This is a genomic window from Oceanobacillus alkalisoli (assembly GCF_022213125.1).
GTDB classification, from domain to species: Bacteria; Bacillota; Bacilli; order Bacillales; family Amphibacillaceae; genus Oceanobacillus; species Oceanobacillus alkalisoli.
This window is the reverse complement of the sequence record NZ_JAKNRA010000001.1, coordinates 389766-406486: the sequence shown is the minus strand read 5'-3', so window position 1 is coordinate 406486 and position 16721 is coordinate 389766. Positions and strand designations below refer to the sequence as shown.

Annotated in this window: 15 protein-coding genes and 1 pseudogene; 5 read left to right on the top strand and 11 right to left on the bottom strand. The window is 38.2% G+C overall.

The genetic code is table 11. The features are described 5' to 3' along the window. Nucleotides 1-37 precede the first annotated feature (37 nt). From L3V42_RS01890 to arfA, 4 genes are all read left to right on the top strand, one after another. On the top strand, nt 38-934 hold the full coding sequence (locus L3V42_RS01890; RefSeq protein ID WP_235762118.1) for a carbohydrate ABC transporter permease: 897 nt from the start codon (nt 38-40) through the stop codon (nt 932-934). Beyond that, entirely contained in the window at nt 935-1774 is an 840-nt protein-coding gene (locus tag L3V42_RS01885) for a carbohydrate ABC transporter permease (protein ID WP_238471118.1), read from the top strand. A gap of 36 nt (nt 1775-1810) precedes the next feature. Beyond that, entirely contained in the window at nt 1811-2428 is a 618-nt protein-coding gene (locus L3V42_RS01880) for a YesL family protein (protein ID WP_235762042.1), read from the top strand. Between the two features lie 125 nt (nt 2429-2553). Continuing rightward, the gene (gene arfA / locus L3V42_RS01875) at nt 2554-4044 is read left to right on the top strand and encodes an arabinosylfuranosidase ArfA (protein WP_235762119.1); all 1491 of its coding nucleotides are present in this window, start codon (nt 2554-2556) and stop codon (nt 4042-4044) included. Between the two features lie 213 nt (nt 4045-4257). On the opposite strand, the gene L3V42_RS01870 is transcribed toward arfA, so the two are convergent. The 6 genes and pseudogenes from L3V42_RS01870 to L3V42_RS01845 all read right to left on the bottom strand — a co-directional run bounded on the left by L3V42_RS01870 (nt 4258) and on the right by L3V42_RS01845 (nt 10148). Beyond that, nucleotides 4258-5199, bottom strand: a complete 942-nt coding sequence (locus L3V42_RS01870) for an agmatinase family protein (RefSeq protein WP_235762043.1) — start codon at nt 5197-5199, stop codon at nt 4258-4260. 85 nt (nt 5200-5284) lie between these two features. Further along, a complete protein-coding gene (locus L3V42_RS01865; RefSeq protein WP_235762044.1) occupies nt 5285-5506 on the bottom strand; it encodes a hypothetical protein in 222 nt (73 codons plus the stop codon). 434 nt (nt 5507-5940) lie between these two features. Beyond that, complete coding sequence (locus L3V42_RS01860) at nt 5941-7038, bottom strand: ABC transporter ATP-binding protein (protein ID WP_235762045.1); 1098 nt, start codon at nt 7036-7038, stop codon at nt 5941-5943. Nucleotides 7039-7311: 273 nt separating this feature from the next. Further along, nucleotides 7312-8190 carry a PucR family transcriptional regulator gene (locus L3V42_RS01855; RefSeq protein WP_235762046.1) on the bottom strand — a complete coding sequence of 293 codons (879 nt, stop codon included), beginning with the start codon at nt 8188-8190 and terminating at the stop codon, nt 7312-7314. Between the two features lie 152 nt (nt 8191-8342). Next, nucleotides 8343-8591 (bottom strand): annotated as a pseudogene (locus L3V42_RS01850) (DNA alkylation repair protein). 213 nt (nt 8592-8804) lie between these two features. Continuing rightward, nucleotides 8805-10148 (bottom strand): sodium-dependent transporter, encoded by a 1344-nt coding sequence (locus L3V42_RS01845; protein WP_235762047.1) that lies wholly within the window; start codon nt 10146-10148, stop codon nt 8805-8807. Nucleotides 10149-10428: 280 nt separating this feature from the next. On the opposite strand from L3V42_RS01845, the gene L3V42_RS01840 reads away from it, so the two are divergent. After that, nucleotides 10429-11736: a S8 family serine peptidase gene (locus L3V42_RS01840; RefSeq protein ID WP_238471117.1), complete on the top strand. Its 1308-nt coding sequence runs from the start codon at nt 10429-10431 to the stop codon at nt 11734-11736. Between the two features lie 312 nt (nt 11737-12048). On the opposite strand, the gene L3V42_RS01835 is transcribed toward L3V42_RS01840, so the two are convergent. From L3V42_RS01835 to L3V42_RS01815, 5 genes are all read right to left on the bottom strand, one after another. Beyond that, nucleotides 12049-12342 carry a helix-turn-helix domain-containing protein gene (locus L3V42_RS01835; protein ID WP_238471116.1) on the bottom strand — a complete coding sequence of 98 codons (294 nt, stop codon included), beginning with the start codon at nt 12340-12342 and terminating at the stop codon, nt 12049-12051. Then, nucleotides 12339-12512: a YvrJ family protein gene (locus tag L3V42_RS01830; protein ID WP_235762050.1), complete on the bottom strand. Its 174-nt coding sequence runs from the start codon at nt 12510-12512 to the stop codon at nt 12339-12341. The genes L3V42_RS01835 and L3V42_RS01830 overlap by 4 nt, the downstream gene beginning before the upstream one ends. After that, nucleotides 12509-13144, bottom strand: a complete 636-nt coding sequence (locus tag L3V42_RS01825) for a sigma-70 family RNA polymerase sigma factor (protein ID WP_235762051.1) — start codon at nt 13142-13144, stop codon at nt 12509-12511. The genes L3V42_RS01830 and L3V42_RS01825 overlap by 4 nt, the downstream gene beginning before the upstream one ends. A gap of 486 nt (nt 13145-13630) precedes the next feature. Beyond that, nucleotides 13631-15589 carry a TRAP transporter permease gene (locus tag L3V42_RS01820; protein ID WP_238471115.1) on the bottom strand — a complete coding sequence of 653 codons (1959 nt, stop codon included), beginning with the start codon at nt 15587-15589 and terminating at the stop codon, nt 13631-13633. Nucleotides 15590-15669: 80 nt separating this feature from the next. Beyond that, nucleotides 15670-16656: a TAXI family TRAP transporter solute-binding subunit gene (locus L3V42_RS01815; RefSeq protein ID WP_238471442.1), complete on the bottom strand. Its 987-nt coding sequence runs from the start codon at nt 16654-16656 to the stop codon at nt 15670-15672. Nucleotides 16657-16721: the final 65 nt, after the last annotated feature.

The following is a 16721-nucleotide window of genomic DNA, read 5'->3' as shown; positions in this document are numbered from 1 at the left end:
TTATGAATTTGGAGGAGGAAATATAGCAGAACCTCCAATGAGAAAAAGAACGAGAGGCTTTTTGAATTCAAAAAATGTTGTTCCATATGTATTTGTTTCTCCATTTATAATTTCTTTTTTGATTCTTACTCTCTATCCGACAATTCAAGCTTTTATCATGAGTTTTCAAAGAATTTTACCCGGACAAGTTACTTTTATAGGATTTCAAAATTATGAAAGAATATTTAATCCAGCTTTTTTTAAGGCATTATCGAATACAACAATCTATACGATAGCAACAGTGTTTGTTCTTGTATTGGTACCTTTAATTTTAGCAATACTTTTAGACTCTAAATTTGTGAGATTTAAAACAATATTTCGTTCTGCATTGTTTATTCCTTCGCTAACATCTGTGGTAGTTGCAGGTATTATTTTTCGACTATTTTTTGCTGAATCAGAAAGTTCTATAGCTAACCAAATGATAGGTCTATTTGGTTTTGATCCAGTAAGCTGGCAATACACGGGATGGTCTGGGATGTTACTAATGGTTTTAATTGCATCTTGGCGTTGGATGGGGGTTAACGTTTTGTATTTTCTAGCGGGATTACAAAATATATCAAAAGAACTCTATGAATCAGCAGATATAGATGGTGCAAATATATTCCAAAAGTTTCTATACATTACTCTACCTTCCTTGAAACCTATTATGGTTTTTGTAACCACAATAAGTATAATTGGTGGATTTAGGGTTTTTGAAGAAAGCTATGTACTATGGGAAGGTAATTCTCCAGGAAACATTGGTTTAACCTTAGTAGGATATCTGTACCAACAAGGTATTCAGCAAAATGATATGGGATTCGGAGCAGCAATTGGAGTTATTATTTTATTAATAATTTTCATTGTAAGCATACTCTATTTATTAATAACAGGTGGATTTAAAAGAGGTGACGAATAAATGAAAAAGAAAAATGATACAGTGACTAAATGGCTGCTGACTATCATTATCGCGATCATAGCTTTCATTGCATTGTTTCCATTGATCAGTTTAATTATCTCTTCCTTTCGTCCCTCTACGGAACTAATGAGGGATGGGATAACTTTTTCGATTAACTGGAATGAATTATCTTTAGATAACTATGTATATATATTTACTCAAGCAGGTGAATATTGGCAGTGGTATGGTAATAGTTTAATAGTATCTGCTCTAACTATTATCTTATCTCTATTTTTCTCTTCAATGGTTGGCTATTCCTTGGCACTATATAACTTTAAAGGAAGAAATTTAATATTCTTATTCGTTTTGGTTATTATCATGATTCCATTTGAGGTTTTAATGCTACCGTTATATCAATTGATGATAGATATAAAATTAATCAATACATATACTGGTATTATGTTGCCATTAATTGTTTCACCAACGGCAGTGTTCTTTTTTAGACAGTATGCAATGGGGCTGCCGCAAGAACTGATGGACGCTGCAAGAATTGATGGGTGTACAGAATATGGAGTATTTTTCAAGGTAATGGCGCCTTTGATGTTACCGTCGTTTGCTGCAATGGCTATTCTACAGGGACTGCATAGCTGGAATAACTTTTTATGGCCATTACTTGTGATAAGGTCAAATGATTTATTTACACTGCCTATTGGCTTGGCAACCTTACTAACTCCTTACGGTAATAACTATGATATTTTAATTGCGGGCGCTGTCATGACAGTTATTCCAATTGTTATTCTCTTTGGTTTATTTCAGCGTTATTTTGTTGCAGGACTTACAACTGGCGGTATAAAGGGATAAAAGTAAGAGATATTATTTGAAGAAGGTGCAACTTAAATGAATGTAGATGGATTTACCGGTTCACTGAATACAATTCTTACTTGGATAACTCGTTTAGCATTCCTAAATATAGTGTGGATTATATTTTCCATAAAGGGTCTATTTATTGCAGGTATTTTCCCCTCGACAATTGCTGCCCTGGATATATGCAGAAAATGGAGAGAGGGAGAACACGACCTATCAATCTGGAAAACCTTTAAACGGTTTTATCGTAAGGAATTTTTAGTTTCAAATATTCTTGGCTGGACAATTATGTTGATAGGTACTCTTTTATATTTAAATTTTCTAGTTATGAGTAATAGTCACGGCAAAGTTCCGATTATAGTACTTATTGCTTTTTACCTGATAACATTCCTATATATTATGATTGTAATTTGGTCATTCCCATTACAATCACGTTATCATGCATCCTTATTTCAGCAGATAAAAAACGCGATAATAATAGGAGTAGTAAAGATACATTATACATTTGCTATATTAATTCTTTTGTTCTTTGTTTTCTATATATCCCTAAAACTCCCGGGGATGCTTCCATTCTTTACCTTTAGTATCACTCTTTTATGTTGGTCATGGATTTCTGAATATATATTTAAAGAAATAGAAGTAGCTAAATAGATTCATGCTAGCTGCCGATGCGGAATAAGAACGGAGAAACACATATTGTATGATCATGAGCCAGATAAATATTGTATTTTGAAAGGAAGAGGAATAGAGTGAAAAAAGAAACGATAAAAGCTGAAATGATGTTAGATAAAGAATTTGTGATATCAGAAATAGACCCTAGAATCTATGGATCTTTCATTGAGCAATTAGGTAGAGCGGTGTATGGGGGGATTTATGAACCAACCCATCCTACTGCAGACGAAAATGGGTTTCGTCAAGATGTAATGAATTTAGTTAAACAGTTAGAAGTACCAATTATTCGTTACCCAGGTGGGAATATGGTGTCAGCATACAATTGGGAAGATGGTATAGGCCCTAAGGAAAATCGCCCTCGTCGCTTAGAATTAGCTTGGAGTGCTATAGAGACCAATCAGGTTGGAACCAATGAATTTATTGACTGGTCTAAAGCAGTAGGGGCAGAAGCAATGATGGCTGTTAATCTGGGGACAAGAGGGATAGATGCTGCTCGCAATTTATTAGAATACTGTAATCATCCAGGTGGCACGTATTGGAGTGAACTGAGAAGAGAACACGGTTATGAGCAACCACATAAAATTAAAACATGGTGCTTAGGGAATGAAATGGACGGGCCTTGGCAAATTGGCCAAAAAACAGCCCATGAATACGGTCGCCTAGCTGCTGAAACAGGGAAAGTAATGAAACTGGCGGATCCAACGATTGAATTGGTAAGCTGTGGGAGTTCAGGTTCGGGAATGCCAACATTCCCGGAGTGGGAAGCAACAACTCTTGAACACACGTATGAGTTCGTAGATTATATTTCTTTACATCAGTACTATGGTAATCGTGATAATGATACAGCAAATTATTTGGCCAATACATTGGACATGGATAATTTTATAAAAACAGTTATTGCAACCTGTGATTATATAAAAGCCAAGAAGCGAAGTAAAAAAACAATTAACTTAAGTTTTGATGAATGGAATGTATGGTTTCATTCCAATGATCAAGATAATGAACTTGAACCATGGTCAATTGCACCACCACAACTTGAGGATGTTTATACATTTGAAGATGCAATTTTAGTTGGTTCTATGATTAACACATTACTTAAACATTCGGATCGAATAAAGATTGCTTGTATGGCCCAGCTTGTAAATGTTATTGCGCCAATTATGACTGAAACTGGCGGAGGAATTTGGAAACAGACCATTTTCTATCCATATTACTATACGTCTGTTTATGGCAGGGGAACTGCGTTGAATTCAATAGTCAAATCACCGAAGTATGATAGTAAAGACTATACAGACGTGCCATACCTTGATAGTTCAGTTGTTTACAATGAAGAGCATGAGGAACTTGTCATTTTTGCTGTAAATCGCCATCTAGAAAATACGTTGAAGGTTGATATAGATATTCTATCATTTGGTGGATTAGAAATAGTAGAACATGTTGTGCTTGAAAATGATAATGTGAAAGCTACGAACACGCTTCATCAGCAGCAGGTAAAGCCACATTCTGAGGGACAATCTTTTATAGAAGATCAAAAGCTAATAGGGATATTGCCAAAAATGTCTTGGAACATGATTCGATTACGAAAGTCTAACTAATTTTAACGATAAAAGGGAGAAAACATGGAAGATTAATAGATAGTTATGCGTTTGGTTTGAAAATAGCCCAATAACATTTGTTTGATGTTAAGTGATGTTAAGGGATAGTGTAGATTTAAGAACAAGGATTATGAAAATATAATCAAGAAGCGTAAAAAACATAAAAAAGCAGATAGCATCTTATGCTATCTGCACTTATCCAATCGTGTTCATCTATTTTTTGCTATAATAAATAACCCCTGCAAGCGCATATAAAACAACCGTCGAAACAAAATGTGCTGAATTCTGATTTGAATCCTGTTGCGGGTAAACCTCCACAAAATCCATCCCAACAACACCTTGTTTACAAATTTCATGCACGAGTGTGAGCAATTCATAAGAAGTTAGACCATTCCCATCAACCGGACCACCGGGATTAAAAGCAAAATCCAATACATCGCTACAGATACTTAAATAGACACAGTCGACATCTTTATTTGCCATCGTGTGCAGTTCGCGAGCGAGCTGTTTCAAATCTCTATGCTCCCGAACATCATTGATTGTAACGGTGACAGCACCAGCATCTCGTGCATTTTGGCCAGCTTCTGGTAAGTTCCTTGGTCCGTGAATGCCGGTATGAATGATGCTTTCATTACGTACCCCATCTTGTTCATAAAGACGGGCGAAGGGACTGCAACGAGCGTACTCATCCCCATTGTGTGAAGGAAGGTTATCGTAATGCGCATCGAGATGGATGATTCCAACCTTTTTCCCTTGTTCAGCAAGTGCTCGAATGATCGGATATGTAATTCCGTGATCCCCGCCGAATCCAATCGGGAATTTACCAGTTTCCCAGAGTTTGCTTGTGAAGTTTGTAATTCTGCTCATTGTTTCCTCCACATCAGCTGGAACTACGTCGATATCACCCATATCCCCAAGCGTTAGATGTTCAAATACATCAATATGATCAAGTTCTGGCAGGTAGCCACTGTATCTTCCAGATGTTAACCGCATCACTTTCGGGCCGAGTTCACAGCCTGTATAATCACCCCAAGTGACAGCACCCTCCCAGGGTACACCATAAACAACAGCATCAACATCTTCAATTGATTGACCTTTTGAAAGATTTTTTGCTCCGAGGAAGGTCGGTGTATTTCCGTAAATATATTTTTCCAAAAATATCAATCCTTTCCATAGAAATCATCTTGTTTAAATAAAAAAGTAGAAAGCTATACGCTGTTCCACTTCCCTTCCTAGCCATTTATAAACATGCCGATGTTTCCTTATTGCCCTTCAATCGAGTTATAATGCCATATCTATTTTTTTCCCCATCTTTATTTAATGTTAACGTATTGGTTCCTTCATCAAATGTAACTTCTTTTAAAGAAGAATGCTTATCCATATCAATCGTTATACGGAAATTAACGAACGATATACCAAATGCACTGGAGAATCGTTCTATAAAAGATTGTTGATTTGTCATGCACTTCAGAAGCCAATTTCATTAGAAACGACGGGTTTATTTCAAAGGATGATTTGACAAGATACATCTAAGATGATAATATAAATTATTGAGTAACAAATAAGCACTCTGGCATTCTGCAAATGTTTTTGAAGATGCTTATTCAAACTGGAGCGACTAAGGGGTCGCAAGGACGCAAGAGCAGGTAGGGCTTGTGTTGCTTAAGTTAGAGAACATCCAGTGGAACACGTACCGCGGTTAAGTGAAATTCTTGAAATAACAAGTATAATTCATGCTGCGTTTTGAAATAATCACCCAATAACTAAAATTAAAACGAAGAATTTCCCACCCGAGATATTCGGGATATAAAATATTAAAAATAAGCTTATATGTTACTGAAAGATGAAAGGGATACTCCTGTATGAGGGGTATCCCTTTTCCAATGGAAGAAAAAATTAATAAATTCTATCTTCTGTCTCTACGTCAAAGAAATGAACTTTATTCATATCAAATCCTAATTTCACTGTATCTCCAGCTTTCACATCTGAACGAGAGTCGACACGGGCGATGAAGCTTTGATCAGCAACTTTCGAGTAAAGGAATGTCTCTGCACCGTTTAGTTCGGCAACTTCAATGCCAGCAGATATCGTTGACTCTGGTGTTGATTCAAGGAAAACAAGCTCATCTTTAATATCTTCCGGACGAACACCGAGAATCACTTCTTTATCAAGGTAGCCATTATCTTTTAATGGCTTCAATTTACCTGCCGGGATTTTAATTTTTACGTCACCCATTGTAAAGTAGGAATCGTTCACTACACCTGTAAAGAAGTTCATAGCTGGTGAGCCGATGAAGCCACCGACAAAAACGTTATTAGGATTCTTATACACTTCCTCAGGAGATCCGATTTGCTGGATATCTCCGTCTTTCATAACGACGAGGCGAGTGGCCATCGTCATTGCTTCCGTCTGGTCGTGTGTAACGTAAATTGTAGTTGATTGCAGCCGTCTGTGCAGTTTTTGAATTTCTGTACGCATCTGGACACGTAGTTTAGCATCAAGGTTTGATAAGGGTTCGTCCATTAAGAACACTTTAGGATCACGGACAATGGCTCGACCTAATGCGACACGCTGACGCTGACCACCAGAAAGTGCTTTAGGTTTACGAGTTAAGTATTCTTCCAAACCTAAAATCTTCGCTGCTTCATTTACACGCTTATCAATTTCAGCTTTTTTAAACTTCCGCAGTTTTAATCCAAATGCCATATTATCGTATACACTCATATGCGGATAGAGGGCATAGTTTTGGAAAACCATTGCGATATCACGGTCTTTTGGAGAAACATCGTTCATCCGCTTATTATCGATATACAGATTACCTTCCGTTATTTCCTCAAGACCTGCAATCATTCGTAGTGTAGTAGATTTTCCGCAACCGGATGGTCCGACGAATACGATAAATTCCTTATCTTGAATATGTAGGTTAAAGTCTTTAACCGCGACGACCTCTTTATCATATTTCTTTTGAATGTTTTCTAATACGAGTTCAGCCATAATGAAATCCTCCTTCAACTATATGAAAACGTTTTTATTTGTTGATTTCATTATAGGTGAAAACGGTTTCTCTTTAAATGGTAATCCTGCACAAAGCTTTGGATGTGTTTTAGGCAACTTTACAAATAAGTTTGTTTTATCCCGTCTTAACGGTCTGTAATCCCCACGCCTCTTAATATAAGGAAAACCCAACATCTGAAGGCGGGTGATAAACAGTCCGTAAATCTCTGATTCTGTTTAACTAACATTCAGTGAACCCTCACTGAAGAAGTTTCACTTTATCAGTAATGCTAAGTAAACTGTCAGTGCGTGATGGAAGTTCCGAATATCCAAATCGGTCTTTTCTTTGAATTTTTCAATTCGATATTGAAGACTGTTCCGGTGCATATACAATTTCTTAGCTGCTACAGATATATTTAAATTGCTCTTTAGAAAAACTTCCATCATTCTCAAGAATTCTTTGTCGTGTTGAAATTCCTGCGGGATCAGATTTTGTAGTTCGTCTTTTAATTCCAGTGTCAGTTGTTCAATAAGCATATAAGGTATTGCTTCAATATAAGAAATCACATTATTATCCGAGTAGGAGAAGACGATGCTTGCTTGGGAGATTAATTGATTAAAATGGTATTTGGCTTGCTCTACTTCTGTGAGATATGGGCTTACGAAAAAACGAATTTTTGTATATAGGTCACTCATTAAAACATCGATAATTTCCTCTAACGAAATTTCCTCTTCATAGTCAGCGAGCTTTATATCAACAATGACTCCTTTTATTTCACTTTCCCAAAGAATAATAATATTTTTTTCAAATAATTGATTCAGCGCGTCTTTGAAATCTGCCGGTTGCAATTGGTCTTTCGAGATTTGGAAAAAGATCAGGCGGAACGAATTTTCTATTTTTGGTAGTTCACCGTCTGCTTGAATATATTGCTGCCACTTTATTTCTTCTTCCGTCCTTGGTGGGAAAATATGTTTATAAGGTTTAAAAAGCATATGTAAAAGAACAGATTCTTTCTCATTGATTTCAGATGGGTCGATGCTGATAATTTGTCCACTCTCTGTAAAGAACCACGTCAGCTTTTCGTTGAGTTCGGTCGGTGTTTTTTTATAGGATTGTAATGAAGGAAAATATTTTTTTAACTGCTGGAGCATGGAAAAACCTCCTGGTTGTGTGTTGAACACCTAAAAAAATAGTAAACCATAATAGTATATAGTTTACCATTTTTCTGTTAAAGGTGCCTGGTAGAAGACATTTGTAAACGACAGATTTAGAAAATGTTAGATTAGTGCCAGACACCAACTATCTAATTCCCATCATACTCCGCAAACTGTTCAAACATCTTTTCATTTTCTATCAATCCACAGACTCCACATTGAACTCTGTATTGCGGCCCATTATATGCTTGATGAAAAGGAAGCGTATTCCCGCTTGTATATTCCTCTAAAACTTCCCCCGTTTTCGCATCTAGCTATACAGGAGTTGCGGTCTGCTCAATCAAATTGAAGCGTGATCTGTTTGTTTTGCAATTGGGACAGCGGTATGGTTTATCCATCATGCACCTCCGTATATTTCTAGCATCTTATTCAATCCATCCATCATTATTTTGACTTATTGAATGAATTTCATAATTACCAAAGTCGGCTTTTCCATCACCATATGTAGTTGGGAACGAACTAACTCAACTACATATGGTGATGGAAAAGCATTATGCTGTTAATATACGAAAAATGCATGATTAAAATTCAGAAATTAAAAAGATACGACTTCACCAAATCTCTAATACATCCAGCATGACGAAGATAATTAGCGCTGGGACGATATAGCGGACGAGGAAGAACCAAGCCTGGAATATGCCGTACTTTAAGTTACTGCCTCGCCTTAATTCTTCATACAATGCAGTTTTTTTCATTTTAAAAGATACGAAAATCGAAATGAACAATGCCCCAATTGGCATTAGAATATTACTCACGGTGTAGTCTGCCAAATCAAAAATCGATTTGCCGAATAATGATACCTCGCTTAAGACACCGAAAGATAGTGCGGAAGGGACACCAAAGAGAAAGATTGCTAATCCGACAATCCATGCCCATTTCTTCCTTTTCAAAGGATTTCCCTTGGAGATTACTGCAACAATAATCTCTAACATCGAGAATGCCGAGGTTAACGTCGCGAATAAAAAGACAACAAGGAACGTTGCGAAAAACAACATTCCGGCAGGCATTTGACTAAAAATGGTAGGAAGCACGTTAAATAACAAGGTTGGTCCTGCATCCGGCTCCATCCCGAATGCGAATACCGCTGGAAATATCACAAGACCAGCTAAGAGGACGACCATGATATTCATGACGACAATCGAGATTGCGGACCTTGGCAGGCTGTGATCCTTTGATAAGTACGAACTATAAGTGATCATTCCGGAAACACCGACACTTAAGGTGAAGAAGGATTGCCCCATCGCTTCAAGTACAGTCCCTGATGTCACTTTTGATAAGTCAGGCTGGAATAAAAATGAAATACCGGCAGAAGCGCCGTCCAGCGTAACGGAGCGGATGACGAGCACGGCAAAAAGAATGGCGAGTGCTGGCATCATAATTTTATTCGTCTGTTCAATTCCGTTTTGTACCCCTCTACTGATAACAAAAATGGTCATGATAATAAAAATGAGCTGTGTGCCAAGGCTAAGCGCAGGGTTCGCTATCGTGTCTGCAAACAGTTCGGCATACTGGGCTTCATTTAAACCTGATAATCCTCCGGTCACGACTTTCCATAGGTACGTAATAATCCATCCGCCAATTACGCTGTAAAAGGAAAGTAGAATAAAAACACTTATCATCCCAAGAATCCCGATAAAATACCATTTCGTTCCGGGTGCGATAACTTGGAAGGAACGAACGGCATTTTGCTGTGCAGTTCTGCCTATCGTGAACTCAGCTAACAATAATGGAAGTCCGAGTATGATTGTAAATAAAAGAAAGATAAGAAGAAATGCGCCACCGCCATTTTGTCCTGCGATATAAGGGAATTTCCAAATGGCGCCAAGGCCAATCGCAGCTCCTGCGGCTGATAAAATAAATCCAATTCTTGATGAAAATTGCTCTTGCTGACTCAAATAAAACTTCCTCTCATGTTGAATATCTATACTATTTTCTATTATCAAGAGGGAAATGTCAAAGAAGGACGAGGTTACCTGACATACCTTAGGTTGTTTCGAAAACCTATAATTATTTATCATAAGAGCGTATTTTTACAATATGCAGATACGAAATCATTTAAATTACAGTTGTACGTTGTTATTTAGAACGAAAGAGTGCCCTTATAATCAATAAGGGTGCCCCAACTGAAACGATTTAATTCTCGGTGAGAGAGGTTTATAACAAAGGAGGAATAACATGAGCAATCAAAGGAAGGTATGGTATGAAAATACTGCACCTAAACTAGATCCAGGCTTAGTGGAACAGTTACGGAGTTTTCCGAAAGCAAACCTGAAATCAACGAAGCGCGATGAGATTCCCATTATCCTTTATCTGAAAAAGAATTGCCAGCAAGATAAAAAAGACGACCTCCTAAAAATATGTAACATGGATTCTCCTAACAAACTAAGTAAAGGATTACCGAGCATTAATGGAGTAAAAGGTCATTTAACACCTGATAAAATCAAACAAATTAAGGATCATGAGGCAGTAGACCGGATTTTTTACGACCGGATTGTAACATCTTATCTGGATATTGCCTGTGAGCAAATAGGAGCGATTCAAGTGCGAGAGCAGTTAGGTTTAACAGGTAAAGGAATTTCCATTGCTGTGATTGATACAGGTGTTCATCCGCATGAAGACCTTGTTCAACCCTCAAATAGAATCATAGCTTTTCATGATTTTATAAACGGGAAAGAGGAGCCATACGACGATAATGGGCATGGAACACACTGCGCAGGAAATGCTGCTGGAAATGGCAGTCTTTCTAGTGGAAAATATACAGGGCCTGCATCAGAAGCTTCCATCATCGGATTAAAAGTATTAGATAACCAAGGTGGAGGCAGGCTTTCAACGATTATTGAAGGTCTGGAATGGTGTATGGAACATAAAGAAGAGCATCATATTCGAATTGTCTCTCTTTCACTCGGAGCTCCTGCCTACGAGTCTTTCAGGGATGACCCGTTGTGCTTAGCTGCTCAAGTTGCTTGGCACCAAGGAATCGTTGTATGTGCCGCTGCCGGGAATAGCGGTCCTGATCAAACGACAATCAGTACGCCAGCAATTGATCCATTCATTATAACGGTCGGATCAACAGATGATCATAACACATTAGACCGGGAAGATGATCAGATAGCAGATTATTCCAGTAGGGGACCTACAATTGATTCGTTCGTCAAGCCTGACATTTATGCACCTGGAACCAATATTGTATCCCTGCTTGCACCAGGATCAAGCATCGAATCGGAATTGCCAGAGATGATTAGAGATGAACATTATATTGAGTTGTCTGGCACATCGATGGCAACCCCGATTTGCGCAGGAGTCATTGCTCTTATGCTCGAAGCGAATCCGAATCTCAGTCCAAACGATGTAAAGAGCATTCTAAAAGCTACGGCCCACCCGACTCTCGGTGATATATGGGGGTATATGGATGCAGAACGTGCCGTAGAAATGGCGAAAAATCATCGATTACATTCTTCAACAGAAGTCGTTCAGGAATGGTAAATTTAAAATAAAGGGAGGACCATAAGTTCTCCCTTTTTCTTTGGTTTGGGAATGATTTGAGGGATTGTTCTTTATTTATTATATGCGACTTGAGGAGGGGCTTGTTAAGCATGTACAATCATTGGCAGTAAAGGGGCGAAAGTAAGAAAAATAAAGAGGCATGGGATATTCTCCTCCCACTTGAAGAATACTTGGGGAGATTTGCGTTATGTAGCCGTTCCCCTGAAAATGAAAGGGAACGGGACTTAGTGGCTGACGATAAATAAATTTGGTAACTCTATGATTATATAGAATTTGTATCCTCTCCCCCTATCATGAATGTTTAACTGGGTAATTAGAGTTTTCTTTTGCTTGATGTTTTGTTCCATGTTGTTCCTTTAATCGATTGGTAAATTCCCAAAAACCGTACGTATTATTGTAATCATACTTCCTGATAATCTCTATCACTCTAATTTTTAGTTCTTGGTATAAATCGGTCTGTTCTTGAGGTGAGGTTTCTTTTAATGATGCTCTGATTTTAGGTTCGAATAGGGTAAGAACAATTTCAAGTGATTCGGCATCATTATACTTTTGCACTTTTTTCGTTAAATCAATGAGTCTCGTCACGAAAGATCCCTCCTTAATTTGTTGATCGTATCCGATAAATCTTTAGAATGTTTTTCTAAACGTTCCATCCTGATTTCATAGCGTATTAGTAAAAACAATGCTACGATGACGGGGAATCCAACATTTTCTATAATATCAATCAAACCGGAAAGAGCAGAGATATCCATCATGTTTTATCCTCCTCTGCCAATAGTTGTCTTTTAAGCTCCTTTAAAGCTCTGTTTCTCGTCTTGGAAATGGATTGTTGGGATACACCTTCTTTAGCGGCGATTTCCGTATCAGACATGTTGCAAAGATACGCTTGATTTAAAATTTGTTTCTGCCTGGAAGTAAGGGAAGCAAAAGCTTGAAAAAGAGTTGGATTTTCAATATAGCATAGCAAATCCTGGTTATTTGCCAGCACTGCTTCATCAACAGGGATAGCATGTTTATCTGTGATAACATCTTTGAAGGAGATGTTGTTCTTCGTTTCGTCATGGATTGGCTGGTCCAAAATTAGTAATTGATTTCCTCTGTACATGTTAACCTTTTTGTCATAACGAATGGCATGTCTTCGCAATTCGTTTGATAATTGACTAATTAGCCTAATCTCGGCAAAATGGTCTTGGAATGCCTGATCTAAAGCTTGATTCGTTTTAGGCGTCGGATGGCGAATGGATTGATTGAGTAGAAAAAAATTTTCCTTCTTAAGCAAAAAAGACTGTACTAACCGATTTCGGAAAATTAATTCATTTTCGGCAATAAATTTTTTTGCCCACATGTACTCACATTGTTTCCCATCAAAAATTATAGTTTCTTCCATCCTTTTTTTCCTCCTTTCTATTTAATAAAGGCAAAATTGACGATTATTATACAACCTTAGACGGGCTTCAATTAGTCAATTATAATAAATATTTACAATAATTTCTATATAACCTAAAATTGCTCATTTTGACGAAAAAAAGTCTTATTCGGGACATTTATGATACTTTTTAGAAAGATAGGGAGAATATAACTAAGCTTCAGGTACTGAAATTGCAAAGACTGGGGGAAGGGATATAGAAAGTCAGTGGATTCAATCGACAATCGTGTACAATGGATTAGGACCAAGGCGCCTAAAAACTTTACAATTCATTGGATAACAGGGGTAAATGTTTCGGGAGTTTCTGTATTTTTAATTTTCGTGGTTGTTGTTAAAAAAGCTAGAAAGGATGAACGCAGTTGATCAACAATCCTAGCTTTTTTACATCATGTTTATAATGTTGATTCCGCTTCCATTAATCTGTTCTTTTGATATCATTAAACTCTTTTATACCGGTACATTCATGCTCATATTTCCGCCGCCGTCCTTATGCCGTTTTTGAATGTACCAGATCACTAATACTAAAACTAAGCCGATCGTACTGCTTACTATATTTGGAACGATCAAAATAATACCAGCCATGAAAAGAATAACCCGCTCCCAAAAATAAGAATTCCGAGCAAAAAAGCCGATGACTGCACTGCTTACAGCAATCATACCTAATAACGCTGTTGCGAGCGTAATGACGAGCCTTATAGGTGTAACGTCTACTAGTACGAGAATAGAGTCATAAACAAATATATACGGGATAATAAATGCTGCTATTGCGAGCTTCACAGCGATGACCCCAGACTTAAACGGATTTGCCCTCGCTATTCCTGCCCCTGCGTATGCGGCGAGACAGACAGGTGGTGTAATATCCGCTGCAATACCGAAATAAAAGACAAACATATGTGCAGCGATTGGGGCGACACCGAATTCATTAATAAGCGCTGGCGCTGCAATCGTCGCTGTTACCACGTAATTTGCCGTTGTCGGTAATCCCATGCCAAGAATCAAACAAGCAATCATCGTGAAGAATAGTGCTAAAAATAAATGTCCACTTGATAATGCAATAATACCAGAAGCAAATTTAGAACCGAGACCAGTAATACTGACTACTCCCGCGATTATCCCTGCAGTAGCAACGGCAGCTATTACCGGTAAGGCGACACGCGCTCCTTGCTCAAGTACATGGATCGTTTGTTTGAAACCCAGCCTTGATTCCTTTCGAATTAAACTGACTAAAAATGCGGATAATATCCCTAATAAAGCTGCCCGCTGTGGGGTAAATCCAATCATCACTGTTCCGATGACGACAGCTAAAGGTAAGAGCATATATCCATACTTAAACATTAATTTTCGAAAACTTGGAAGTTCTGATTTTGGCAGACCGACAATACCTAATCTTTTAGCTTCAAAATGTGTCCCAATAAATATCCCAGTAAAATACAAAACGGCAGGAACTGCAGCTGCAATCATAATCGTTGCGTAGGACACGCCTAAGTATTCCATCATAATAAATGCGGCTGCCCCCATTACGGGCGGCATAATTTGTCCACCTGTTGATGCTGATGCTTCCGTTGCCGCAGCAAACTCCGGTTTAAATCCAGCCTTTTTCATCATCGGTATTGTAAAGGAACCGGAAGCAACAGTATTACCAACAGAACTTCCAGAAACCATTCCTTGCAACGCACTAGCCGCTACAGCTGCTTTTGCCGTTCCACCAGTATATCTTCCGGTTAATGCGAACGCAAGATCATTGAAAAACTTACCGATTTTAGTGTGTACGAGCACTACACCAAAAAATAGAAAGAGGAAAATAAACTTCGCTGAAATTTGAATGGGTGTCCCGAACACTCCACTTTCCTTATACCATAAATCGGTTGCCAAGCGGTCAACTGCAAACCCTGGGTGAGACAAGATCTGTGTTGGTATAAAATTACCAAATAAAGCGTAAAGGATTGTTACGCTAGCAACGATTACAATCGGTAAGCCAACCGTACGGCGGGTTGCCTCGAGTAAGAGAAGGATACCCAGTATAGAAATGATCGTATCGGGCATACTATAGCCTGCAATCCGACTCTCTAAAATCGAATCGAAAAAGATGACTTTATGATACGTTACATACATAGCGAAAAACGCGAGAAGAACGTCATACCAAGGAATCGTCTTCTGTATTTTCTGCAGGCCGCTTTTTGCTGGGAAAAGTAAGAAGATAATACCGAGTGCCGTTCCTAAGTGGACAGCACCTTGTTGTTGGGATGGAAGATTTCCGAAGTAACCTGTATATAAATGGAAAGCGGTTAAGGCAACACCTAAAAATGTTACAATCCATGCCCATTTTCCGATACTCTCTCGGAAATTACTCTCTTTATCGTATTTCTCCAAGATTTCCTTAACATCGATTTCTTTGTAATCTTTCACCCCATCACATCCTTATCCAAAAAGATAAACGATGAGGGACCTTTACATAAAGATCCCTCCAACATTTGCGAATGATGAAATTAAAAGTCATCGAGACTTTCGATACCAGTAGTTTCACGAGTTATAATTTGGATAACTTCTGGATAAATATGACCGATAAATGCAGCATTTTCAACTTTCTCTCCTTCAAAATCGGCTTCCCCGTTAATCGCAGCTTGTGCAGGAACGTGAACGGTCATGCCGAGGTCGATATCCCCGTTCCGTATTCCAACAAGGTTTTCAATCGATGCTCCGGTTTCTGTATTCGTTATATTGATGTCATCAATATGATTATTCCAAATATTAGCCATTTCCCCTCCGAGTGGATAATAGGTTCCTCCCTGACTGCCGGTTCCTAAGATTAGCTCAAGCTTCGAGTCCGTTGTATTTAATTCTGCTACAGGGTTATCTACTGTTAAACCTTGTTCTTCATAATAACGTTTTGCACCCGGATGGATCGGCAGTCCCTCTGCTCCGAGAAGCGCATTTTCTAACGTCATATGTTGGGACTGTGCATGTGTATTTTCGTTCGCATGCTCAACCATACTTTTAGCAAGCTCATAACCAAGCTCTTCATCAATTGTATCAGTGCTTGCCATTAGAATGGCATAGGCCGTCACGGTGTCGATATCTGATTCAAGAAAATCGTACGTATCTTGTGGAATCGTAAAGCGCCTATATCCACTATTATCTTCAATATGTGCGATCGCTTCATCGGACAGCTCCAGCATTTTCACATCACCAACAGATGCTTGTAAGCTTTCAATGTTACCTGCAGGCAAACCTAAAATACCAATTGAAATATCAATGTTTCCGTCCTGAACGCCATCTGCCGCATCTCCAAAACCTTCTTGAAAGGCATTGTAATCACCATCACCAATCCCGTAAGCATCGAGAATTAAACTTGATGCCGTATTCGTTTCACTTGCTGGAGGACCAATTGCTATATTTTTCTTACCTTCTCCACAAGCAGTAAGAACGAGTAACATGCTCCCCATCAACAATAAAAAATAAATTAAATGCTTCATCTTCAACTTTATCGATCCCCTTTTCCTATTTAATTTGTCCACTTTTTAAACGTTCTTTGGTAACA

What these genes read in the sequence shown, in the direction of transcription:
- L3V42_RS01855 (WP_235762046.1), bottom strand. Translation starts at nt 8,190, where the DNA reads ATGCTCCAGCAGTTAAAAAAATATTTTCCTTCATTACAATCCTATAAA.
- L3V42_RS01815 (WP_238471442.1), bottom strand. Translation starts at nt 16,656, where the DNA reads ATGAAGCATTTAATTTATTTTTTATTGTTGATGGGGAGCATGTTACTC.
- L3V42_RS01865 (WP_235762044.1), bottom strand. Translation starts at nt 5,506, where the DNA reads ATGACAAATCAACAATCTTTTATAGAACGATTCTCCAGTGCATTTGGT.
- L3V42_RS01825 (WP_235762051.1), bottom strand. Translation starts at nt 13,144, where the DNA reads ATGGAAGAAACTATAATTTTTGATGGGAAACAATGTGAGTACATGTGG.
- L3V42_RS01830 (WP_235762050.1), bottom strand. Translation starts at nt 12,512, where the DNA reads ATGATGGATATCTCTGCTCTTTCCGGTTTGATTGATATTATAGAAAAT.
- arfA (WP_235762119.1), top strand. Translation starts at nt 2,554, where the DNA reads ATGATGTTAGATAAAGAATTTGTGATATCAGAAATAGACCCTAGAATC.
- L3V42_RS01860 (WP_235762045.1), bottom strand. Translation starts at nt 7,038, where the DNA reads ATGGCTGAACTCGTATTAGAAAACATTCAAAAGAAATATGATAAAGAG.
- L3V42_RS01885 (WP_238471118.1), top strand. Translation starts at nt 935, where the DNA reads ATGAAAAAGAAAAATGATACAGTGACTAAATGGCTGCTGACTATCATT.
- L3V42_RS01880 (WP_235762042.1), top strand. Translation starts at nt 1,811, where the DNA reads ATGAATGTAGATGGATTTACCGGTTCACTGAATACAATTCTTACTTGG.
- L3V42_RS01840 (WP_238471117.1), top strand. Translation starts at nt 10,429, where the DNA reads ATGAGCAATCAAAGGAAGGTATGGTATGAAAATACTGCACCTAAACTA.
- L3V42_RS01890 (WP_235762118.1), top strand. Translation starts at nt 38, where the DNA reads ATGAGAAAAAGAACGAGAGGCTTTTTGAATTCAAAAAATGTTGTTCCA.